The organism is Bosea sp. 29B (assembly GCF_902506165.1).
In the GTDB taxonomy this organism is placed as follows: domain Bacteria; phylum Pseudomonadota; class Alphaproteobacteria; order Rhizobiales; family Beijerinckiaceae; genus Allobosea.
Map to the genome: position 1 here is coordinate 2,741,947 of NZ_LR733817.1, position 21,525 is coordinate 2,763,471.

Annotated in this window: 17 protein-coding genes; 10 read left to right on the forward strand and 7 right to left on the reverse strand. The window is 65.0% G+C overall.

Annotation, left to right across the window (positions count from 1 at the left end; genetic code table 11):
* Positions 1-27: 27 nt before the first annotated feature.
* A complete protein-coding gene (ftsH, locus tag GV161_RS13440; RefSeq protein ID WP_128778329.1) occupies positions 28-1,902 on the reverse strand; it encodes an ATP-dependent zinc metalloprotease FtsH in 1,875 nt (624 codons plus the stop codon).
* 430 nt (positions 1,903-2,332) lie between these two features.
* Between ftsH and GV161_RS13445 the strand changes: the two genes are divergently transcribed.
* The 8 genes from GV161_RS13445 to GV161_RS13480 all read left to right on the forward strand — a co-directional run bounded on the left by GV161_RS13445 (position 2,333) and on the right by GV161_RS13480 (position 12,598).
* Positions 2,333-3,361 carry a ribose-phosphate pyrophosphokinase gene (locus GV161_RS13445; protein WP_128778330.1) on the forward strand — a complete coding sequence of 343 codons (1,029 nt, stop codon included), beginning with the start codon at positions 2,333-2,335 and terminating at the stop codon, positions 3,359-3,361.
* 37 nt (positions 3,362-3,398) lie between these two features.
* A complete protein-coding gene (locus GV161_RS13450; RefSeq protein WP_128778331.1) occupies positions 3,399-5,768 on the forward strand; it encodes a xylulose 5-phosphate 3-epimerase in 2,370 nt (789 codons plus the stop codon).
* Positions 5,769-5,776: 8 nt separating this feature from the next.
* Entirely contained in the window at positions 5,777-7,135 is a 1,359-nt protein-coding gene (locus GV161_RS13455) for an MBL fold metallo-hydrolase (protein WP_128778332.1), read from the forward strand.
* The gene (locus GV161_RS13460) at positions 7,132-8,658 is read left to right on the forward strand and encodes a thymidine phosphorylase family protein (RefSeq protein ID WP_152014060.1); all 1,527 of its coding nucleotides are present in this window, start codon (positions 7,132-7,134) and stop codon (positions 8,656-8,658) included. Before GV161_RS13455 ends, GV161_RS13460 begins: the two co-directional genes overlap by 4 nt.
* Positions 8,659-8,678: 20 nt before the next feature.
* A complete protein-coding gene (locus GV161_RS13465) occupies positions 8,679-9,179 on the forward strand; it encodes a cytochrome b/b6 domain-containing protein (RefSeq protein ID WP_152014059.1) in 501 nt (166 codons plus the stop codon).
* A gap of 43 nt (positions 9,180-9,222) precedes the next feature.
* Positions 9,223-10,500, forward strand: coding sequence for an MgtC/SapB family protein (locus tag GV161_RS13470; RefSeq protein ID WP_152014058.1), 1,278 nt, complete (start codon positions 9,223-9,225; stop codon positions 10,498-10,500).
* 172 nt (positions 10,501-10,672) lie between these two features.
* Positions 10,673-11,008: a hypothetical protein gene (locus tag GV161_RS13475; RefSeq protein WP_152014057.1), complete on the forward strand. Its 336-nt coding sequence runs from the start codon at positions 10,673-10,675 to the stop codon at positions 11,006-11,008.
* Positions 11,009-11,098: 90 nt separating this feature from the next.
* On the forward strand, positions 11,099-12,598 hold the full coding sequence (locus GV161_RS13480; protein ID WP_128778336.1) for a multicopper oxidase domain-containing protein: 1,500 nt from the start codon (positions 11,099-11,101) through the stop codon (positions 12,596-12,598).
* A gap of 163 nt (positions 12,599-12,761) precedes the next feature.
* Here the strand turns inward: GV161_RS13480 and GV161_RS13485 are convergent, their stop codons facing one another.
* Both GV161_RS13485 and GV161_RS13490 read right to left on the reverse strand, forming a co-directional pair.
* Positions 12,762-13,100: a hypothetical protein gene (locus GV161_RS13485; RefSeq protein ID WP_244624027.1), complete on the reverse strand. Its 339-nt coding sequence runs from the start codon at positions 13,098-13,100 to the stop codon at positions 12,762-12,764.
* A gap of 165 nt (positions 13,101-13,265) precedes the next feature.
* Entirely contained in the window at positions 13,266-14,384 is a 1,119-nt protein-coding gene (locus GV161_RS13490) for an IS5 family transposase (RefSeq protein WP_152014055.1), read from the reverse strand.
* A 398-nt stretch (positions 14,385-14,782) separates the two neighbouring features.
* On the opposite strand from GV161_RS13490, the gene GV161_RS13495 reads away from it, so the two are divergent.
* Both GV161_RS13495 and GV161_RS13500 read left to right on the forward strand, forming a co-directional pair.
* Positions 14,783-15,823, forward strand: coding sequence for a type II glyceraldehyde-3-phosphate dehydrogenase (locus GV161_RS13495; protein ID WP_152014054.1), 1,041 nt, complete (start codon positions 14,783-14,785; stop codon positions 15,821-15,823).
* Between the two features lie 42 nt (positions 15,824-15,865).
* Entirely contained in the window at positions 15,866-17,464 is a 1,599-nt protein-coding gene (locus tag GV161_RS13500; RefSeq protein WP_152014053.1) for an AarF/UbiB family protein, read from the forward strand.
* Positions 17,465-17,477: 13 nt separating this feature from the next.
* Here the strand turns inward: GV161_RS13500 and GV161_RS13505 are convergent, their stop codons facing one another.
* Genes GV161_RS13505 through glgP form a run of 4 tightly spaced genes read right to left on the reverse strand, consistent with a single transcriptional unit; the run spans position 17,478 to position 21,519 of the window.
* Entirely contained in the window at positions 17,478-18,149 is a 672-nt protein-coding gene (locus GV161_RS13505; RefSeq protein ID WP_152014052.1) for a DUF6629 family protein, read from the reverse strand.
* A gap of 1 nt (position 18,150) precedes the next feature.
* Positions 18,151-19,161 (reverse strand): hydroxyacid dehydrogenase, encoded by a 1,011-nt coding sequence (locus tag GV161_RS13510; RefSeq protein ID WP_152014051.1) that lies wholly within the window; start codon positions 19,159-19,161, stop codon positions 18,151-18,153.
* Positions 19,158-19,811 (reverse strand): CBS domain-containing protein, encoded by a 654-nt coding sequence (locus GV161_RS13515; RefSeq protein WP_152014050.1) that lies wholly within the window; start codon positions 19,809-19,811, stop codon positions 19,158-19,160. Before GV161_RS13515 ends, GV161_RS13510 begins: the two co-directional genes overlap by 4 nt.
* Before the next feature lie 13 nt (positions 19,812-19,824).
* Complete coding sequence (gene glgP, locus GV161_RS13520; protein ID WP_201304305.1) at positions 19,825-21,519, reverse strand: alpha-glucan family phosphorylase; 1,695 nt, start codon at positions 21,517-21,519, stop codon at positions 19,825-19,827.
* Between the last annotated feature and the right edge of the window lie 6 nt (positions 21,520-21,525).

Below are 21,525 nucleotides of genomic sequence, written 5' to 3' on the forward strand. Positions count from 1 at the left end.
GGCCAATCTGGCAGTTTCCGATCCGCATCATTCGACCAGAGCGAGACCGGGCTTTCGCCGCACCTCGCGCTCGAGCCCCGCGGTCAACGTGGCGAGTTCATCCGGGCCGAGCGTCTCGCGGGCGAGAAGCTCGCGCGCGCTGGCGTCGAGCATTGACCGGTTGCGCTCGAGGATCGCGCGGGCCTTCTGGAAGGCGCTGCTGATGAGGTCCTTCACCATGTGATCGATCGCCTCGGCCGTCTCATCGCTATAGGTACGTGGACGCCAGACCGGGGTTTGGCCGACCAGGAAGCTGCCTGTCTCCGGCTCGTAGGCGACCTGTCCCAGCTCCTTCGACATGCCGAACCGAACCACCATGTTGCGCGCAATGTCCGTCGCTTTGACCAGATCGTCGGCCGCGCCGGTCGAAATCTCGTCGAAGACCAGGCTTTCGGCGGCACGGCCGCCGAGCAGCACCGCCATGCGATCCTCCAGCTCGGACTGGCTCATGAGAAAGCGATCCTCGATCGGCCGCTGCAGCGTGTAGCCCAGCGCCGCGATGCCGCGCGGGATGATCGAGACCTTCTGCACCACGTCTGTCTGCGGCAGGGCCATGGCGACGAGCGCATGTCCCATTTCGTGATGGGCGACGATCTCACGCTCGCGCGGAATGAGAATCCGGCTCTTCTTCTCGAGTCCGGCGACGATACGCTCCACAGCCTGTGTGAAATCGTCGAGAACGGTGGCGCTCGCGCCACGGCGCGTGGCAACAAGCGCAGCCTCGTTGACGAGATTGGCCAGATCGGCGCCGGTAAATCCCGGTGTGAGCGCCGCGACCGCTGCGACGTCGAGATCGGGCGCCACACTGATCTTCTTCAGATGCACGTTGAGGATGTCGATCCGGCCCTGCCGGTCGGGACGGTCGACCAGAACCTGCCGATCGAAGCGCCCGGCCCGCAAAAGCGCCGGATCGAGGATCTCGGGCCGGTTGGTTGCTGCGAGGACGACGATGCCGACGCTGGGGTCGAAGCCGTCCATCTCGGCGAGCAGCTGATTGAGCGTCTGCTCCTTCTCGTCGTGTCCCCCGCCTGGCACATCGATGCCACGCGCGCGGCCCAGCGCGTCGAGCTCGTCGATGAAGACGATGGCTGGCGCCTGCTCGCGCGCCTGCTGGAAAAGGTCGCGCACGCGCGAGGCGCCGACGCCGACGAACATTTCGACGAATTCGGAGCCCGTGATGGAGAAAAAGCGAACGCCCGATTCTCCAGCGACGGCGCGCGCCAACAGCGTCTTGCCCGTTCCGGGCGGTCCGACGAGAAGCAAACCTTTGGGAATGCGTGCGCCGAGCCGGCCAGAGGTTGCCGGGTCCTTGAGAAACCCGACGACTTCGGCGAGCTCCTGCTTTGCCTCGTCGACGCCCGCGACATCCGCGAATGTCACCTTCACGCCCTTCTCCGCATAGACCTTGGCCCGGCTGCGACCAATGCTCATCAACCCGCCATGCTGCCCGGCCATCATCGGGCGCAGCAGAAACATCCAGATCAGCACGAACATCGCGGCCGGCATGAGCCACGACAGCAGGTTTTCGAAAAGGCCGGGCGCCGGTTGCCCGGAGAAGGAAATATTGCGGCGGGTGAGCACATCCGCGATCTGGGGGTCGACGCGAACGGTCGAGAAATGCTGAGGCGCGTCCTTGTCGACCGGCGGCTTATAGGCGCCGGTGATCTCGGTTGGACCGACAATCAGGTCGGTGACACCGTCCTTTTCGATGAGGTTCTGGAATTCGCTATAGGGGATGACCTTGACGTGGTTCTGGCCGACCAGCAGATCACGAATCAGCAGAACGGCGAAAAAAACCGCGATGAAGTAAAGGATGTCGAACTTGAAGACCCGCTTGGCGGGAGCTTTGTTGTCAGTCGCCATCAGCCGCCTTCCCGTACTTCCCTCGTCCGTGACGGGCGCGATCCGGTTGAAATCATCAGCCCCGGAACGTAACCGATCACCACGTCTAATGAGCATCAGGGCCTAGAGAGCTCGCCGACAACGGCGAACCCGTGCCCCCTCCTCGGCGGCGACGATGCGCGTCCGTGCCGGCCGAAACTTTAACTCAAATCAAGGTTGCGCCCGGAAAGTCGCTGCCGGCGAGACCGTCTACCCAGGCATTGAGCGCGACGGGAAAGGCGATTCCACGAGCCCGGACGGTCGGCAGGGACCCGGACAGAACTTAATCTCGATTAAAGAATTGCGGCGCCGCGCAGCCTTATCAGGAACCGAGTCTTCGCCTTCGCGACAGAAATCACGAGCCGACGCCGGGTCCTGCTAAACGCCGAGGCGAGACGACGAAAGATAAAGAATGGCCATTGTCCCCGTCTCGAAGAATTTTCCGCACATTATCATCCCCTTGCCGGGCAATGAGGCCTTCGCGCGCGATCTTGCAAGCGCCGGCGCCGGCGAGGTCGGCGCCATCGAGACGCGCAACTTCCCCGATGGCGAGACCTATGTGCGCCTCGCCTCCGACGTGGCAGGACGAGCGGTTCTGCTGGTTTCGACCCTCGCTCGACCCGACGAAGGTTTCCTGCGCCTCATCTTCCTTGCCGATGCAGCACGCTCCCTCGGCGCGGCCGAGGTGACGCTGGTCGCCCCTTATCTCGCCTATATGCGGCAGGATCGCCGTTTCCAGCCGGGCGAAGCCGTCACGTCGCGCAGCTTCGCGCGCCTGATCTCATCCAGCTTCGACCGGCTCGTCACTGTTGATCCTCATCTTCACCGCTATCCGGCGCTGTCCGCGCTCTACGACATCCGGACGCTGACGCTGCATGCCGCACCGTTGCTGGCCGACTGGATCGCGGCTTCGATCACCAAGCCGCTCGTCATCGGTCCGGATGAGGAAAGCGAACAGTGGGTGTCGGCGATCGCGGCGCGGATCGGCGCGCCGCATGCCGTGCTGCGCAAGATCCGCCATGGCGACCGCGATGTCGAAGTCGCGCTGCCGGACCTCTCGCAATGGAGTGATCTACAGCCCGTACTCGTCGACGATATCGCCTCGTCCGGCAACACTCTCATCGAAGCGGCGCGCCAGCTGCCGTCGCAGGGTTTTACCCGCCCCGACGTCGCGGTGGTGCACGGCATCTTCGCCGGCGACTCCTATGCGCGGTTGGCGCCGCTCTGCGGCAGGATTGTCTCGACTAATTCCGTCAGCCACGCCAGCAACGCGATCGGGCTCGCCCGGCTGATCGCCGATGCGGTCGCTGCCGCAGACACGCCCGGTCCTGGGCCGATCCGCCATCGGCGGCCACCTGAGCCGATCGACGACGTGGAACGGGCGGGCATCGATTCCTTTCCCGCAAGCGACCCTCCACCCTGGACCGGCGGGGTCGAATAGGACAGCCGACACAGAGAACTCAAGGAATGACAAGCGTATGGTCGCAACGACATCATCAGCCGTCGAACACTGGCGCAGCGGCTACGGCCCGATCACGCACGGCGACGAGACGGTGGAGCGCATTCGCACGCTTGCGCAATCGGGGAGATTCGACCCGGAAACGTTTTATCGTCGTCTCGCCGCCGCTGACCGGCTGGCATGTGCCGCGATGTGGACGGTCGTGCACATGACCTATGCCAAGCGAGTCGATCTATCCGGAGCGCCTTTGCCGGCCGACGCCTTCAAGACTGCGCCGGAAGGGCACACCGGCGGATCGCTGAACATGGTGCCCGCCTTTGTCGGCTATCTGACGGCGAACGCCTTGTCGGCCACGACTCGCTCCTGGCTGATGGGACAGGGCCATTGTGTCGCCGCGGTCGAGGCGGTCAACGCCCTCACCGGCGATGTCTCCGACGCGCAAAAAGGCCGCTATGACCGCAGCGAGAAGGGCCTGTCCCAGCTTGCCGCCGATTTCTATTCCTACGCGATCGACGCCGACGGCCGGCCGGCGGTTCCGATTGGCAGCCATGCCGGGCCAAACACGGCCGGCGCTATCTCCGAGGGCGGCTATCTCGGCTTCGCCGAAGTCCAGTATGTCCACGCACCGCTGCCGGGAGAGAGCCTGGTCGCCTTTCTGAGCGACGGCGCCTTCGAGGAGCAGCGGGGCTCGGACTGGACGGCGCGCTGGTGGCGGGCGGAGGATTGCGGCCTCGTCGTTCCCATCATGATCCTCAATGGGCGGCGTATCGAGGAGCGGGCGCAGATCGCGCAGCAAGGCGGCGCGGCGTGGCTTGCCGATCATCTCAGGCTCAACGGCTTCGACCCCTTCGGGATCGACGGCCGTGATCCCGCAGCCTTCGTCTGGGCGATCCTGACGGCGGAGGAACGCCTCGGCCGTTTTGCCGCCGATCCCGCCCGCAGCTATCCTGCTCCCATCCCCTACGCCATCGCCGAAACCGTGAAGGGCTTCGGCTTTCCCGGCGCGGGCACCAATGCCGCGCATAACCTGCCGCTTGCCGCAAACCCGTCGCGCGATCGGGCCGCGCGCGATGCGTTCAATGAGGCGGCGCGGGCTCTGTTTGTCGCGCCAGCCGACATCGCTGCGGCGGTCTCCGCCATCGCCGTCCACCAGGAGCAGAACCGGCCCGCGGCGAGCCGGCATCCGCTGGCTTCGCGCCATCCGCCTCAGCCGATCCAGCCGCAGCCGCAATGGACCGATACGAACGCTCCGCCCGATTGCGCCATGCATGCGCTCGATCGCTGGTTCGTCCGGCTTGTCGATGCCAATCCGGGGCTCAGAGTGCGCGTCGGCAATCCGGACGAGCTGAGCTCCAACCATATGAGCGCGACCCTCGAGCGCCTGCGCCATCGCGTCAACGCGCCGGAGACAGGCGTGGCCGAGGCCTACGACGGCGGTGTGATCACGGCGCTCAACGAGGAGGCGGTCGCCGCCGCGGCACTTGCGAACAAGGGCGGGATCAATCTCATCGTCAGCTACGAGGCCTTCGCGATGAAGATGCTCGGCGGCCTGCGACAGGAAATCGTGTTCGCGCGCCGCCAGCGCGAGGATGGCAAGGAGCCGGGCTGGATTTCGGTGCCGCTCGTCGTCACCTCGCATACCTGGGAGAACTCCAAGAACGAGCAATCGCACCAGGACCCGACCCTCGGCGAGGCGCTGTTTGGCGAAATGTCCGATACGGCGCGTGTGCTGTTCCCTGTGGACGCCAACAGCGCGGTCGCCACGATGGTCTCGGTCTTCGACGGACGCGGGCAAGTCGGCTGCGTGATCGTTTCGAAGCGAGACATGCCGCATCGCTTCGACGGCGAGGCCGCGACCCGTTTCGTGGCCGACGGCGCCGCCCCTGTTTTCGGACAGGCCGGGAGCGCGGAGCTGCAGATCGTCGCGATCGGCGCCTACCAGCTCGAAGAGGCGCTCAAGGCCGCCCGTCGGCTGAAGGCGCGCGGACGGCATGTCCTGGTGACGGCGATCAATGAGCCCGGCCGTTTTCGGATCCCACGCGATCCGATCGAAGCGCGCTTCGTGGCGACAGACGATACGCTCGCGCGCCTCTTTCCGCCCGGCGTCCCGCGCCTGATCGTGTCGCACACCCGTCCGGAGCCGATGCTCGGCCTGCTGCGCCGGCTCGACGAGGGCCCGAAACGGACCGGCGCGCGCGGCTATATCAGCCGGGGCGGCACGCTCGACGTCGCCGGGATGCTGTTCGCCAATCGGTGCTCATGGGCGCATCTGATCGACGCGGCGGCTCCGCTCGCCGGCTGGTCCCGCCACGACCACCTCACGCCTGACGAACGCAACGCCATCGATGGGAAGGGCACACCCGCCGCTCTGTCCACCGCCACGCAGTGAAGGACGACATGCTCACACTCACCTCCCTCGGCGGCGCAGGCACCGTCACCGGCTCGAAACATCTCCTCGCCAACGGCGACAAGCGCATCCTGGTCGACTGCGGTCTGTTTCAGGGCCTCAAGAACCTGCGCGAGTTGAACTGGGAGCCGCTGCCGATCGCGCCGTCGAGCATTGACGCCGTCATCCTGACGCATGCCCATCTCGACCATTCGGGCTACCTTCCGAAGCTCGTGCGTGATGGTTTTCGTGGAAGGATTTATGCGACGTCCGCGACGCGCGACGTCTCGGAGCTCATCCTCAAGGACAGTGGGCACCTGCAGGAAAAGGATGCCGAATACGCCAACCGGAAAGGCTTCTCGAAGCACAAGCCGGCGCTCGCGCTCTACGGCATCCGCGATGCGGAACGCAGCCTCGAGTTCTTCTCGACCGTTCCGTTCGACACACCGACCCAGCTGCCCTTTGGCGCGACCCTGACTTTCCGCCATGCCGGGCATATCCTCGGCGCGGCCACCGCCGAGATCCAATGGGGCGGCCGGCGCGTCGCATTCTCTGGGGACCTCGGACGCTATGACGATCCGGTTCTGCCCGATCCAGCGCCGGTGCCGGAAGCCGACTACGTTCTGATTGAATCGACCTATGGCAATCGTGTTCACGATCCGGCCGATCCGACCGAGGCGCTCGGCGCCGTCGTCGAGCGGACAATCGCGCGCGGTGGGACGGTCGTCGTCCCGGCCTTCGCCGTCGGTCGCGCCCAGTCACTGCTCTATCATCTGTGGAAGCTCAAGACGGCAGGGCGCCTGGCCCAGGTTCCGGTCTATCTAGACAGCCCCATGGCGATCGACGCCACCGACCTTTTGCATGCCCATCGCCAGGATCACCGCCTGACGCCCGAGCAATGCAAGGAGGTCTGCGCGATCGCGACCTACACGCGCGATGTCGAGGCTTCGAAGGCGATTACCGCAAGCCCCTATCCCAAGGTGGTGATCTCAGCGAGCGGCATGGCGACCGGCGGGCGTGTCCTCCATCACCTGAAGACCTTCGCCCCCCATGCCCGCAACACCATTCTTTTCTCGGGTTTCCAGGCAGCAGGCACCCGCGGCCGCGCCATGCTGCAGGGCGCCCAGGAGACCAAAATTCATGGCGAGTGGATTCCCGTCCGCGCCGCTGTCCAGGAACTGTCGATGCTCTCGGCTCATGCCGATTCCAATGAGCTGTTACGATGGCTGTCGGGGTTCCGGCATGCGCCGACCCGCATTTTCATCGTGCATGGCGAGGATGAGGGCTCCGAAGCCTTGCGGGTTCGCATCGACCGCGAGCTCGGATGGAACGCCGTCGTTCCGCGTCAGGACCAGGCTTTCAAGCTATGACGTCTTCCGTCGCGACGATTCCTGCTCAGCCCACGCTCCGAGTCAGGCGCATCCGGCTGCACACGCAGCATCAGGCAGTGGCCGTCATGCGCAGCGATTGCCACGTCTGCCGATCGGAGGGCTTGTCGGCGCGATCGCAGGTGCTCGTGTCGAACGGCAAAGGAGAGGTCCAGGCGACCCTGTTTCAGGTCGATGGCGATGGCCTGATCGCCATCGACGAGGTCGGCCTTTCGGAGACCGCCTGGGAACGGCTCGGGCTCACCGACGGCGATGCGGTCCATGTCAGCCACGCGCCCGCGATCGATTCTCTCGCCAGTGTGCGTCAGCGCATCTATGGCAATCGGCTCGACGCCCACGCCTTTGCCGAGATTCTGCGTGATATCGTTGCAGGGCGTTACACCGAAGTCCACCTTGCGGCATTCCTCACCGCCAGCGCCGCTCTCCCCCTCGACGAGAACGAGACCGTCGATCTGACAGGCGCCATGGTCGATGTCGGGGAGCGGATGCGGTGGGACGCGCCGATTGTCGTCGACAAGCATTGTGTGGGCGGCCTTCCCGGCAACCGGACGACGCCGATCGTCGTCGCGATCGTTGCCGCGAACGGGCTGGTCATGCCCAAGACCTCCTCGCGCGCCATCACTTCCCCGGCCGGCACCGCCGACACGATGGAAACGCTGGCGCCGGTCGAACTCGATCTCGCTACGTTGAGACGCGTCGTCGAAAGCGAAGGGGGCTGCGTCGCCTGGGGCGGCGCCGTGCATCTGAGCCCCGCTGACGACATCTTTGTGCGCGTCGAGCGCGAACTCGATATCGACACCGAAGGGCAGCTCGTCGCCTCGGTTTTGTCGAAGAAGATCGCAGCGGGCTCGACCCATGTCGTCATCGACATCCCTGTCGGGCCGACGGCGAAGGTGCGGGGCGACGACGCGGCCAACCGGTTGGCTTCGCGCCTCGACGCCGTCGCGAAGCGCTTCCGCCTGGCGACGACCTGCGTCCAGACCGACGGCTCCCAACCTGTCGGCCGTGGAATCGGACCGGCGTTGGAGGCTTACGACGTCCTCGCCGTGCTGCAGAACACGCCGGAGGCGCCGGACGATCTGCGCCGACGCGCGGCGGCGCTGGCCGGCGCAGCGCTTGAGATCGGCGGCAAGGCTGCGCGGGGAGAAGGTGTGAACCTCGCACTTGAAACGCTCGCAAGCGGGCGGGCATGGGTGAAGTTCGAGGCGATCTGTCAGGCGCAGGGTGGCTTTCGCACGCCGCCGAAGGCGTCCTACGTCCATCCGTTGACCGCGGCGCACGCCGGTCGCGTCGTTCACATTAACAACCGCAAGCTCTCCCGGCTCGCCAAGCTCGCCGGCGCCCCGGAGGCGAAGGCGGCGGGCCTGCGCATGGCGGTGCGGCTCGGCGACGACATCGATCGCGGGCAACCCCTGCTCCATGTCCACGCCGAAACGACGGGCGAGCTCGCCTACGCGCTCGATTACGCCGCGCGGGCCGGGGATATCGTCGAGGTCGAGGCTTGAGGTGGCTCGGGCCAGGATCGATGCGCCGCGCCGCGCCGCCGGATGGATTTCCCCGCGCCCATCGCCTCATGCATTGGACGGTGCTGGTCTTGTGCCTGGTGCAGGTGCCGACGGCCTGGGCGATCCAGCGCACCCACATGATGCACCTTTTCATGAAGCCGCGCCCCTTTGACCTGTTTCTGCATCAGGTCCATGCTTGGAGTGGCTGGGCCATCCTTGGTCTCGTTCTGGCGCAGTTGGTCCTGCGCTTCGCTTATGGCAGGCCGGCACCTGTCGAGGGCATGTCGGTAGGCGAGCGTATCATCGCCGCGGTCATGCATGCCGCTCTCTACGGTGTCCTGATCGCGCTTCCGGTGACCGGCACGATCGCCATGTATGTGTCGTTCAGGATCGCGCCGCTTCACAGCCTGCTGAGCTGGACATTGCTCACGCTGGTTCTCCTCCATGCAGGTGCCGCGCTCTGGCACCATTTCTGGCGCAGCGACGCGGTCCTTTGGCGCATGCTTCGGGGCGCGCGATGAGGCCCTGTTCGCCCCGTGACCATCGGCTATCGGCAGGCTGGTGATGGAGTCTCTCATCGCCAAACTCGGGCTGGCGCTCGCCATCGGCCTGTTGGTCGGCCTCGAGCGTGGCTGGCGTGAACGCGATGCTCCGGATGGCGCACGGACCGCCGGTATCCGCACCTACGCCATTACAGGACTGCTGGGCGGTCTCACGGCGTCTCTCGCCCTCAGCCTGGAGGCGCCCTCCCTGCTGATCGCAGGGCTCTTCGCCTTCACCGCCGTATTTGCCTGGTACAAGAGTCGCGAAGCCCTTCACGATGCAGATTTCAGCGTCACGGGCGTGGTGGCAGGCATGAGCGTCTTCATGCTCGGCGCGCTGGCGGTCACGGGCGATCAACGCGCCGCGGCCGCTGGCGGCACCGCGCTCGCCGTCATTCTTGCGAGCCGCGACCTCCTCCATGGGCTGGTCAAGCGAATCTCATGGGTCGAGCTGCGGGCCGCGCTCGTGCTCGCGGTCATGACAGCGATCATCCTCCCGCTCCTTCCGGCGCAGGCGGTCGATCCATGGGGCGGCTTCAATCCGCGGCAGGTGTGGATTTTCACGGTCCTCACCGCTGCGATTTCCTATCTTGGCTATATCGCTGTCCGCGTGCTCGGCGCCACGCGCGGCGTGCTGGTCGGCGGATTGGCGGGCGCGGTCGTCTCATCCACAGCGGTTACGCTTGCGCTCGCGCGCACGGCGGCCGCTGGCGGCAATCCATGGCCGCTTGCGGGAGCGGCGACGCTCGCGGCAGCGGTCTCGGTGCTGCGGGTCACCGGAATCGTCGCCATCGTCGCGCCTTCCGTGCTTGGCGTCGCGGGCATTGCAATTCTCGCAGCGGTCGCCGTCTTTGCGATATGCGGAGGCCTTTATCTCACGCGCGGTAATCTCGCGGGAACTGGCGATGGTTCTCCCCGAAATCCGTTCGAGCTCGGACCGCTCCTCCTCTTCGCGGTTGGCTTCGCCGTCGTCTCGACCATCAGCGCTGCCGCCGCTTCGGGACATTCCGCGGGAATGGTGGCGACATCTGCAGTCTCCGGCGTCTTCGATGTCGACGTTGCAGTTCTGAGCGCGCTGCGGCTTCTGGGAGCCTCGGCCGATGTCGAGGCGGTCGGCCACGCCGTGTTGATCGCGCTCGCGACCAATGCCGTTGGCCGCTTGATCGTCGCCGCCGCCACGGGGCCGGTGCGTTTCTGGCTTCCGCTTGCCGGCGCCTCCGCCCTCGCGGGTGCTGCCGGCGCCGCGGCCTTCGCGGCACTGCCGCACTTTACCTGGCCTGGAGCGACACCGATCCTTTGATAATCAAAGCTATCGCCATCTGGGATCATGTCCGATTCTCAACAACACGAAAGCTCAAACAGATTGATCCCGATCAATCGAACACGGGGCGTGGTAAGATAGTCTCGTGAAAACAGGGTTCTCCGCGCAGATGTGGTTACTGACGAGTGTTGTCGGCTCCATGAGAACGGCCTTGGTCGCCGTGCTCGTGCTCGCCTGGCTGGGCATGTCGATGGCGAGCGCGCACGTGATGCCGTGCTCCCATGCAACGCCCTTTGCAGAGCACGTCCGCAGCGTTGACAGCGCGAATCATGACGCCGTCGTCCATTTCGCGGCGAACGCCATCGACAAGCGAGCCGACGCCCGCCCTGCTTCCTGTTGCACGTCGATGTGCAGCCTTTGCAATGCTCCCGTCGCTGCAGGCTCGGGCGAACAGCCCCAGCCGATACTCGTCAAGCATCGGCTCGACCGGGGCGACTGGGTCGCCGGCATCTTTGTCGGCCAGCCGCACGGACCTCCTCGACGCTGATCCAGCCCAACCTCCCCAGTCGGTGCGCGTCGCCACGACGCGCTCAATCAGCTCGCCTGCCCGATGCAGGCACGATGAGGAATCAGCACCATGAACAGACGTAGTTTTCTCAACTCGATGATGGGTGGCGCAGCAGCGCTCGGTGTCGGCGCGCTTGCGCGTCCAGTTACCAGCTGGGCGCAGGCGCCGGGCGATCGTCCGCCAATCAAGCTCGCGGCCACGAGCCGGACGATCGAGGTCAATGGCCGCGCCGCGCGCGTTTTCGGCTTGCTGCAGCCCAATGGCGTGCACGGGCTGACACTGGATGCCGATGCGCACTTCGACGTCGAGCTATCGAACCAGATCGACCAGCCGACGATGATTCACTGGCATGGACTCACGCCGCCCTGGGAGGCCGATGGCGTTCCCGACAATCCGATGCCCTTGCTCAAGCCGGCAAGCAGCCATCGGTACACATTCCCGGTCGGCGACGGCGGCACGCACTGGATGCACGCTCACACGCTGCAGGAGCAGAATCTGTTGGCCGCCCCGCTCATTGTCCGCCGCGCGGCAGACCGCGCGCGAGACGAGCAGGAAGTCGTCATCCTCCTTCACGATTTCTCCTTCACGCCCGTCGAGGAGCTGCTCGCCCGGTTGAAGCAAGGTCAGGATCATGGCGCTGCCATGGACCACTCGGCGATGGGAGCGGGCGGAATGGCGGGCATGCCGATGATGGATCATTCCAAGATGGGTGCCGGCGACATGGCCAAGATGCCCATGGCGGGGATGCCCGGCATGCAAATGGGCGGGATGGACCTTAACGACATCGAGTATGACGCGTATCTTGCTAATGAGCGGACCCTCGACGACCCCGAGATCGTGCGGGTCGAAAAAGGCGGCCGCATTCGCCTTCGCATCATCAATGGCGCAACCGCGACGGGCTTTACCGTCGATACGGGCACTCTTCGGGGCACCCTCGTCGCCGTCGACGGCCAAGACGTTGAACCAATCGTCGGAGCAAAATTCCCGATCAGCATGGGACAGCGCCTCGACATCGCGCTGTCGCTCCCGTCAGGCGGAGGTTCCTACCCCATCCTCGCGATGCGGGAGGGCGCTGTTGAGCGCACCGGCGTGATCCTCGCCACAGCCGGATCCACGGCAAAGCGCGTCGACACTGCGAGCGATGCGCCGGGTCCGATCGTCGGTACCGACCTCGAGATGCGTCTGCGGGCGCGCCATCCACTTGCATCGAGACCGCCCGATCGACGCTTCACGGTGACGCTCACGGGCCAGATGCAAGGCTATGCGTGGGCGATCGACGGCGGCGACGAGCTGCGCGCGCGGCGGCGCCAACGCATCGAGATCACCATGCGGAATGCATCCATGATGTCGCATCCGATGCATCTGCACGGGCACCATTTCCAGGTGACCGCCATCAACGGCACGGAGCTGGGCGGAGCGTTGCGCGATACGGTGCTGGTTCCGCCCGGCGGCACGGTGACGATCGTCTTTGATGCCAATAATCCGGGGACGTGGCCGCTGCATTGCCACCATCTCTACCATATGGCGACCGGCATGATGGCCTACCTCACCTATGAGGACCTTGGCTAGACCACGACAAGCCTGGTGCCGGCATCGCAGCCGGCATCAGGCGTCCGAAGCCATGCGGCCCAGCCGGTGCCGCCCGGATGACTGACCCCCTGCGTTGCGCCCACCACATCGATGGGTGGTCAAAAGCATCGAGCCAAGCAATCCGCAGGCTCCATGCTGCGCTTCATCGACCACTCCTAACGACCAAAAGAAACGCTGTGCAGAGCGCCAACGCGAACGCCGCCGCGATCAGCCAAAGGAAGTTGGAGCCCAACACGATATTGCTGAACAGGAAGCGTCCAAACGCAAGCACGATGCCTGCCGAGGAGCCGAGATAGAGCCAGCGCAGGCGCCCCGTGAGCAGGAAGACGCCGACTCCCACCAACAGGCAGCCTAAACCTGCAATGAATCCGCCCCAGGTGCGAAAAACGATGCGAAGCCAATCGTGAAAGGCCTCTGGCAGCGCACTTGCGTCAACGCCCGTATAGGCAAGGTCCTCGGGTAGCAGCGACGGGCGAAGCACAAGGAAGAATGTCGCGATACCGAGACTGACGACCCCTAGCAGGGTGATGAAATACGCTCCTGTTTAACGGGGTGGGCTTCGGGATTGGCGGCTTGGGCTTCAGGGTCGGTCGGGTATCTGCTGGCTTTGCCGTCCGAACCGAGAGCTTTGACGCATTGCCCTGTTTCATTCTGCGAGGAGCTTGGGCAATCGGACGAGATTGTAGGCGGCCACCGCGATGGTGAAAGCGAAGCGCACCTTCGGGAGCCCTCGGAATTTGGTCTTTCTCTGCCCAGCCGAGGCCTTGACCCAGCCGAAGACCTCCTCGATGCGTTTTCGAACCCTGATGCTGAGCGCGTAGCCGGGGTGGCGGGTCGTGCGCCCGTCGATCGCCGATCGGCGCCCCGACGTGTTCTGCGCGACATGCGGCGTGGCGCCGAGTTCGCGCATGTCCTCGACGAAGTCGCGCGCGTCGAAGCCACGATCGGCCCCGACCGTTACGCGCCGCGTGCCCGACGCTGAGGTGACGCCCTTGACCATCTCGACCGCCACCATGCGCTCGGCATGGCCGGAGACCCGGGTGGCTTCGACATCGACGACGAGGCCGTTGCGGTTCTCCATCAGGACGTGACCCATGTAGCAGAGCATCGCGCCGGCGCCGGGGCTCTTGCGATAGAGCATGGCGTCGGGATCGGTGGTCGAGGCGTGCGTCGCGTTCGAGCGCTTGTCACCGTGAAAATCGACCTCGCCATTGCGGCCGGCGGGCTGCTTGCCGGAGGAACCGCCGTCGGCGGGAGGCCCGCCCGAGCTGTCGTCGGTGCGGCGGCGGAAGCTCTTCATCGAAGCCCAGGCCTCGATTAGCGTGCCGTCGACGGAGAAGTGATCGGTGGAGACCAGGCGCTTCACCTTCGGCCGGTCGAGGATGGCGGCGAGGAAGCGCATCGCGACGTCGCCGTCGAGCAAGCGGTCGCGGTTCTTCGAGAACGTCGAGGCGTCCCAGACCCGATCGTCTATCCCCAGACCGACGAACCATCGGAACGACAGGTCGAAATCCAGCCGCTCCACCAGGAGCCGCTCGGAGCGCAGCGCGTAGAAGATCTGCAGCAGCATCGCCCGCAGGAGATGCTCGGGCGGGATCGAAGGGCGACCGATCTCGGAATAAAGGTCGCCGAAGTCGCCGTCGAGCGCAGCCAGGGCCTCGTTCACGATCGCCCGGATCGTGCGCAGCGGGTGCTTCGCCGGGATCCGGCTCTCCAGATCCACATAGCTGAACAGCGTCCCCGACTTCTCGGCCGAACCGCGCATCAAACCACTCCGTCATCCCTCAGAACGACGGAATCACGCAAAGCTCCGGCTGGGAACGGCCTTTTTCATCGCCCTGCTAGAGCGACAAGCAAGATCCCCGAAAGCGCATCTTTCCTTGGTACCATTGAGAACAGCCTTCGGTTCAATATCTCGCTTATCAGACGGCCCCCAATCCCTTGCCAGGACAATGACCGCAGACGCTCGGCGCTTCGCCGCTGGCGAGCAGTCATAAAGCCAGGACCCGGAAACGCGTTTCCTTAACCTCGATCAAGGATGACTTGCGACGACGCGCGCAGGCTCATGCGGCGGCAACAAGATGCGATGTCGAGGCGATTTCCACCGATCGACAGGACTGGCGGTGGTCCCTAGGTCAGGCAAACTTCACGAAGGGCGCTTCAATGATAGGACGCAGTCCCGTCCGCGTTGCGGTCAATGGCTATGGCGTGATTGGCAAGCGCGTCGCCGATGCCGTGCGTTTGCAGGATGACATGGAGCTCGTCGGCGTATGCGATGTCGCCAGTGACTGGCGCCTGCGCTCGTTGGACCACAAAGGGATTCCACTCTACGGAGCCTCCGAGGAGACGGCCCGCAGCATGAACCAGGCTGGCCTTGCGGTCGCCGGCACCCTCGAGGCGCTCCTGCAAGCCGTCGACATCATCGTCGACTGCACACCCAAGCGCGTCGGCGCAGCCAACGTCCAGCATTACCGCGCCCGCGGCATCAAGTTCATCGTGCATGGCGGCGAAAAGCACGCCGTCACAGGGCACTCCTTCGTTGCAGACAGTTCCTTTACGACAGCGGTCGGCCGGGAATCGACGCGTGTCGTGTCGTGCAACACCACCTCCATCGTCCGCACGCTGTCAGCGCTGAAGCGCGCCGGTCTTCTGAAGCGAGCGCGCGGCACGCTCCTCAGGCGCGCCACCGACCCCTGGGAAAGCGATGCGGGCGGCATCATGAACACGCTCGTTCCCGAGCCGGAAATCCCAAGCCATCAGGGCCCGGATGCACGAAGCGTCGATCCGGAGCTCGATGTCGTCACCATGGCCGTCAAGGTGCCGGAAACGCTTGCGCACCTCCATTACTGGGTGGTGCAGCTGACACGCCCGGCAGAGAAGGAAGAGGTGCTTCAGGCCTTCCGGTCTTCGTCGCGGATCGCGCTGATCCGAACCGCGGACGGCCTCACCGCCATTAACACCGTCAAGGAGCTGATGGCCGACCTCGACCGCCCACGCGACAATCTCTACGAAGTGGCGCTTTGGGAAGACATGCTACGCACGGAAGGCGACGAGGTGTTCTATGCCTATATGGTCGACAATCAGGCCATCGTCATTCCCGAGACGATCGACGCGATCCGCGCGCTGACCGGTCTCGCATCGGACGCTCACAGCTCCATCGCGCGCACGAATGCCTCCCTCGGCATTCGGCAGCGGTTTTTCTGACGCGATGGCCGGAGTCCGTGATCAATACGGGCCGCCCCCTAAGTGATCGCCCGTTTCTTCAAGATCGTTGCCTCAGCATCTTCGCTGATCCTGCTCTATCTGGGCGAGCGCCGTCGCGGCGTCAGCGCCGATGCGTCGGCCCTGCCGCTGCACCTGCGCCAGGCGCTCGACGATCTTGGCGCGACCTTCCTCAAGGTCGGCCAGGCCCTCAGCATGCGGCCAGACCTCCTCCCGGAGCCCTATCTGAGGCAGTTGCGGGACCTGCGCGAGCATGCCCGGCCGTTCTCGGCGCAGGAGGCCAAGCGCGAGCTGGACCGCGCCCTGCGACGCCCGCTTGACGAGGTCTTCCGGACATTCGAGAGCGAACCTTTCGCCGCTGCCTCGATCGCCCAGGTCCATCGCGCCACCCTGCGCGACGGACAGGACGTGATCGTGAAGATCCGGCGCCCGCAGATGCGCGAGCGCATCGACGGCGACATGCGCATTCTGATTGTCGTTGCCAAATGCGCCGGCGCATTGGTTCCCGGCCTGCGCCGCTTTCAACTCCAGCGCCTCGCCGGCGAGATGCGGGCCAATCTCATTCGCGAGACGGACCTCCTACAGGAAGCCCGCAACATCCGCCGCTTCGGCGAGGCCTACAAACAGCGCTCGGACGTCTATGTGCCCGCAGCGTTCGAAGCGCTGTGCAGCGAGGCGATCCTCGTCCAGGTGATGAGCCATGGCCGATCGATCGAGGATCCAGTCGCGATGCGGGACGGTCCCAGGATCGCGGGCGTTCTGGTCGATTTCTATCTCGAGCAGCTGTTGAAGACCGGGCTCTTTCATGGCGATCCGCATCCCGGCAACCTCTTCCTGATGGAGGACGGTCGACTCTGCTTTCATGATTTCGGGCTCGTCGGTTATCTCGATCGCACGACTCGGCGCAACCTCGGGATCTTCCTTCAGGCCTTCGTTCAACAGGACGCCGGATGGATGCTCGACGCGGCAATCGAGCTTTCTCTGATCGACCGCAAGGCGGAACGAACGCCTTTCGTGCGGGGCATCGAAGAGATACTCAGCGACTATTCATCGCTGCCGCTGAAGGATTGGTCGATCGCCGATGCCTTCCTCAGAGTGATGCGGCTCGGCGATGGCGCCCATGTCGCCGTGCCCTACAATCTCATGGTCCTGGTGCGCGCGCTCTTCCTCATCGAGGGTTGCCTGCGCCGGCTGGATCCGGACTTCAACGTCCTTGACAACCTCATCGCCAAGGGCGAGGCCGCGATCGCTCACACCCTGGGCGGCCGGCCCGATCGCGCCGCGATGGCGCGTCTCAAGACCGAGCTGGCGCTTTCAGCCCAGGACCTGCCCGCGCTGCTGGCCTCGCTCCTGCATCGCGCCCATGAAGACGGAAAAACACCAGCTTTCGGCCTGCGCGTCGAGCATTCGGAAGAGATGGAGCGGGGGCTTGATCGACGCGCGGGACTCATGGCGCTGGCGCTCCTGGCGATCGGCATCCTCATCGCCTCCGCGCTGCTCGCGCTGGCGCGCGTCGGACCGGTCGTGCTCGGCGTGCCGGCAGCCGCCCTGGCCGGATTCGCCGTGGCGCTCTGGCTTTGCCGTCGCGTCGTGCGATCGGCGAACTCGCTCTGGCGGCGCTGAAGCTCCCGCGCGATCACGCCAAGGCGGGCGTGGGCCGCCGCCGGCGCCACATCAGCGCCAGCAGATAGGCGGAGATCACCGCACCGCCAAAGCAGAATACCGAAATATAGGCGAAGGAAAAGAACACATAGGTGACGATGAGGACGCCAGCGACCAGCAGGCCGAATACCTTGATCTCCCGGCTGCGCACCAGCAGGAACGGGACAATGATGACGCTCACGTAGACCGCGTAGGTCACGGTCCGCGACACGAGCCCGTCGAGCAGGTTGATGTCCTGGTAGCGGACGGCCCAACGCAGGAAGGTCGTCGTCAACCAGCCGTCGTGAACAAAGTACGGAATGAACTGCAGGCCGCCCAGCATCGCGCCGGCGATGACGAACAGCAGGATGACGTTCCGCCGCGCGCCGCTTTCGAGGAAATAGGCCGAGACCGGCACCCAAATCGGCCAGGCGATCCAGGTGAAAAACATATAGAGGAGCGAGTATTGTGCGACGTGATGCGCATTGCCGGCACGGCCCTCAATCCAGATCAGCCCTTCCACCAATTGCTGCAGTCCGAAGAGAAAAGGCAGAGTCGCGATCATCAGGTAGCGGCGATCCCGCCGCCAGGCGGAGGCGGCGGCAACCGCCCCGGTCGGGATGAGAACGGCCGCGGCGCCCAGACTGACCTCTGCCGACAGGCACATCTCAGCCGGCCTGGACCAGGTCGACGGAGCGACCGGCCGCGAACCCTTCGATGTTGGCGATAGTGGTCTCTATGATCCGCCGGAGAGCAGAGTCGGTGTTGTAGGCATTGTGCGGCGTGATCAGAACGTTCGGAAATCGCAGCAGCACATGGTTGGCGACCAGCGCCTTGAGATCGGACGCATCAACCGCCTTGTCCTGGCGGAAGATCTCGGCTTCTTCCCGGATCAGCGGCTCCTGGGGTAACACGTCGAGACCAACCGCCCGCAGCTTGCCGCTTGCCAGCGCCCGCACCAGCGCCTCGGTATCGACCACGTTGCCGCGCGCCGTGTTGATGAGGATGGCGCCATCCTTCATGGTTGCGAACTGCTGGTCGCCGATCAGCCCCACGGTCGTCGGCGATGACGGCACATGCAGCGTCACGACATCGGCGAGCGCCAGGATTTCGTCGAGCGCGCCATAGGTGAATCCCAGCCGCGTCGCGGCCGCGTGGTCCTCTACTTGGTCGAAGGCCAACACCTTCATGCCGAAGCCGCGCGCGATCTCAATCGTGCGGCGGCCGATGCGCCCCGTCCCGACGACCGCGATGACCTTGTCGCGCAATTCGAGACCGCGCACGCCAGCCATCGAGAAGCCGCCACGGCGGGTCAGCGCAACGCTCTCGACAATGTTGCGGGCGAGCGCCAGCAGGAGCGCGAAGGCATGCTCGGCGACCGTCGCATCCCCATAGTCCGGGACATTGGCAACGGCGACCCCCTGTTCGCGGCAGGCGTCGAGGTCGATATGATCGTATCCCGCCGATCGGGTCGCAATGAGCTTCAGATCGGGCAGTCGGTTGATGATGCGGGCATCGAGGCGCGAGGCCACGAAGGGGCTGATTGCCTCGGCATCCTTGAAGTCATCGACTGTCGAGATGTTGAGCGGAACTGTCGTGCAGCGGACATCGTGCAGACGCATCAGTGTTGCGCAAGCCTTCTTTTCCCAATCCTCCGCCTCGAACAGAACAACCCTCATTCACGCTCCTTCTCGACTGTCAGTTCGTCCTTAAACCCCGATCCGACGACGCTGTCGACCACCATCCGCACGACCTCGAGCTCTGCGGGCGACCCCATTGCGCCGGCCACGCGCACCCTGCCAGCCTCGACGTGAAGTTCCGGCTGACGGCTCAAGACGTTCCCGGCCTCCGCGAGGCGGGCGTGTAGCGCGCGGCGGACCGCCTCGTCGCCCCTGATTTCGGCGTCCGGCCCGCCCGTTGCGATGGCCTTGAGCAGATCCGCCCGGCTGACGATGCCCACCAGCTGCGGGTCGCGGACATCCGGCAGGCGCTTGATCCGGTGAACGCCGAGCAGCATCGCCGCCTTGGATAGCGGGGCGTCTTCCCCGATCGTGAGGACTGGCGACGACATCAGCGCGCCAACCTTCCAGCTCCGGCTTTGGACATAGGCACGGGCGCGCTCCGGCGCCCCTCCGTCGCCGAGCGGTGTTCCAAGCTCGGAGCGTCGCAGCAGGTCGCCCTCGGTCACCAAGCCGACCAAGGCCCCGCCGTCATCGAGCACCGGCAGGCCGCTGACATGTTCGGCGAGCATGATCTGCGCTGCGTGCCAGACGCTGTGCTCGGGGCTGATTGTCACCAGCCGGGTCGACATCACATCGCGCACATACATCGCTCGTCCCCCGTCAACGCAGATAGGCTTCGGTGACGTAGCGCCGCATCATCCGATGAGAATTGAAGGACGGGCCGATCTTGCTGATCGCCTGCTTCATCATCCAGATCCAGCGTCCACGATCACTGTGATAGAGCGGGAGCACCACATCCCGCAGCTTCTGGTAAAGCGCGCCCGCATCGCTCGCCTCGACGCCGTTGCCGGCGATCGACCAGCCCGTCACGCCGTCGACGCATCCCTCGACCCACCACCCATCAAGGACGCTGAGATTGAGCGCGCCGTTGATGGCCGCTTTCATGCCGCTGGTGCCCGATGCCTCGAGCGGCGGCTGCGGCGTGTTCAACCACACATCGCAGCCGGCCACCAAGGCCGCGCCGATGTCGAGATTGTAACCGGGGATGAACGCGGCAGGGATCACGCCGTCGAGCACATCGATATGCGCTCCAAGCGCCCGGATCGCCTCCTGCCCGCCGCCGTCGCTCGGATGGGCCAGGCCGGCGAGAACGATCTGGAACGGTTGACCTTTGGCGATCTCGCGCAGCCTTTCCATGTCGGAGAAAATGAGTTCGGGGCGTTTGTAGGCCGTCATGCGCCGCGCATATCCAATCAGCGGCAGGTCGAGACGCAACTGCCTCCGATTTGTCTGAGCGATCCGCGCCAGCAGATCGCTCTTGGCTTCCTCGTGGGCCGACCACAGTGCCCCATCGTCGATTTGATCGGCGAAGGCGAGCACTTCCGGCTCATGCGCCCAATTGGAAAACTGCTGCTCGAAGAGCCTGGCGATTGCGCCATGCGTCCATCGATGCACATGAACGCCGTTGGTGATCGAGGCGATCGTATAACCTGGAAAGAGCTTTCGCGTCGTCTCGGCGTGCCGGCGCGCGACGCCGTTCACATAGCCGCTGAGGTTCATCGCCAAACGAGTCATGTTGAGCCGATCAGAGCCGGCGAGGCGCGTCAGGACTTCGCGCTCGACATAGTCGCCAAGCACACGCTGAACGAGGTCATAATCGAACTTGTCGAAGCCGGCTTCCACCGGCGTGTGCGTCGTGAACACGCACCGCTCCCGGACTCCCGGGATGTCATAGCCAAGCATCGGGTCCGCGGCGCGGCCACCGTCGAGTTGCTGGGTCGCGCGCAGCAGGGGCAAGGTCAGCAGGGCCGCATGACCTTCATTGAGATGATATTTCTCGATGCTGAAGCCGAGCGCGCGCAGCACGCTCTGACCGCCGATCCCGAGCACGATCTCCTGCTTCAGTCGATAAGCTTGATCGCCGCCATAGAGCGCATCGGTGATCCGGCGGTCCTCGATCGCATTCTGATCGAGATCGGTGTCGAGCAGCAGAACTGGAATGACATGCCCGAGGGGGCATTCCAATGCATGAAGCCACGGGCGCACCCAGACGGAACGCCCTTCGATCGATACGGCCACCATCTGTGGCAACGCCGTCGCAAAGTCCTGCGGCGACCACGGATCGGGATGACCGACTTGCGCATGGCGCGCGTCGATCTCCTGCCGCACGTAACCCTGGCGGCTCACGAGCGTGACGAACACCATAGGCAGATCGAGGTCCGCCGCCGAGCGTGCCGAATCCCCGGCGAGCACACCCAGCCCGCCGCTGTAGGTGTGCATCTCGGTGCGAAGCGCGATCTCCATCGAGAAATAGGCAAACCGCGCGCGACGGATCGATCGATCGAGGAAATTCAACTGTGC

Bases quoted from the DNA above. Each gene is read 5' to 3' on its own strand.
- GV161_RS13480 (WP_128778336.1), top strand. From the start codon at position 11,099: ATGAACAGACGTAGTTTTCTCAACTCGATGATGGGTGGCGCAGCAGCG.
- GV161_RS13450 (WP_128778331.1), top strand. From the start codon at position 3,399: ATGGTCGCAACGACATCATCAGCCGTCGAACACTGGCGCAGCGGCTAC.
- GV161_RS13465 (WP_152014059.1), top strand. From the start codon at position 8,679: ATGCGCCGCGCCGCGCCGCCGGATGGATTTCCCCGCGCCCATCGCCTC.
- GV161_RS13505 (WP_152014052.1), bottom strand. From the start codon at position 18,149: ATGTGCCTGTCGGCAGAGGTCAGTCTGGGCGCCGCGGCCGTTCTCATC.
- GV161_RS13515 (WP_152014050.1), bottom strand. From the start codon at position 19,811: ATGTATGTGCGCGATGTGATGTCGACCCGGCTGGTGACAATCAGCCCC.
- GV161_RS13495 (WP_152014054.1), top strand. From the start codon at position 14,783: ATGATAGGACGCAGTCCCGTCCGCGTTGCGGTCAATGGCTATGGCGTG.
- GV161_RS13490 (WP_152014055.1), bottom strand. From the start codon at position 14,384: ATGCGCGGTTCGGCCGAGAAGTCGGGGACGCTGTTCAGCTATGTGGAT.
- GV161_RS13445 (WP_128778330.1), top strand. From the start codon at position 2,333: ATGGCCATTGTCCCCGTCTCGAAGAATTTTCCGCACATTATCATCCCC.
- GV161_RS13510 (WP_152014051.1), bottom strand. From the start codon at position 19,161: ATGAGGGTTGTTCTGTTCGAGGCGGAGGATTGGGAAAAGAAGGCTTGC.
- GV161_RS13455 (WP_128778332.1), top strand. From the start codon at position 5,777: ATGCTCACACTCACCTCCCTCGGCGGCGCAGGCACCGTCACCGGCTCG.
- GV161_RS13460 (WP_152014060.1), top strand. From the start codon at position 7,132: ATGACGTCTTCCGTCGCGACGATTCCTGCTCAGCCCACGCTCCGAGTC.
- ftsH (WP_128778329.1), bottom strand. From the start codon at position 1,902: ATGGCGACTGACAACAAAGCTCCCGCCAAGCGGGTCTTCAAGTTCGAC.
- GV161_RS13470 (WP_152014058.1), top strand. From the start codon at position 9,223: ATGGAGTCTCTCATCGCCAAACTCGGGCTGGCGCTCGCCATCGGCCTG.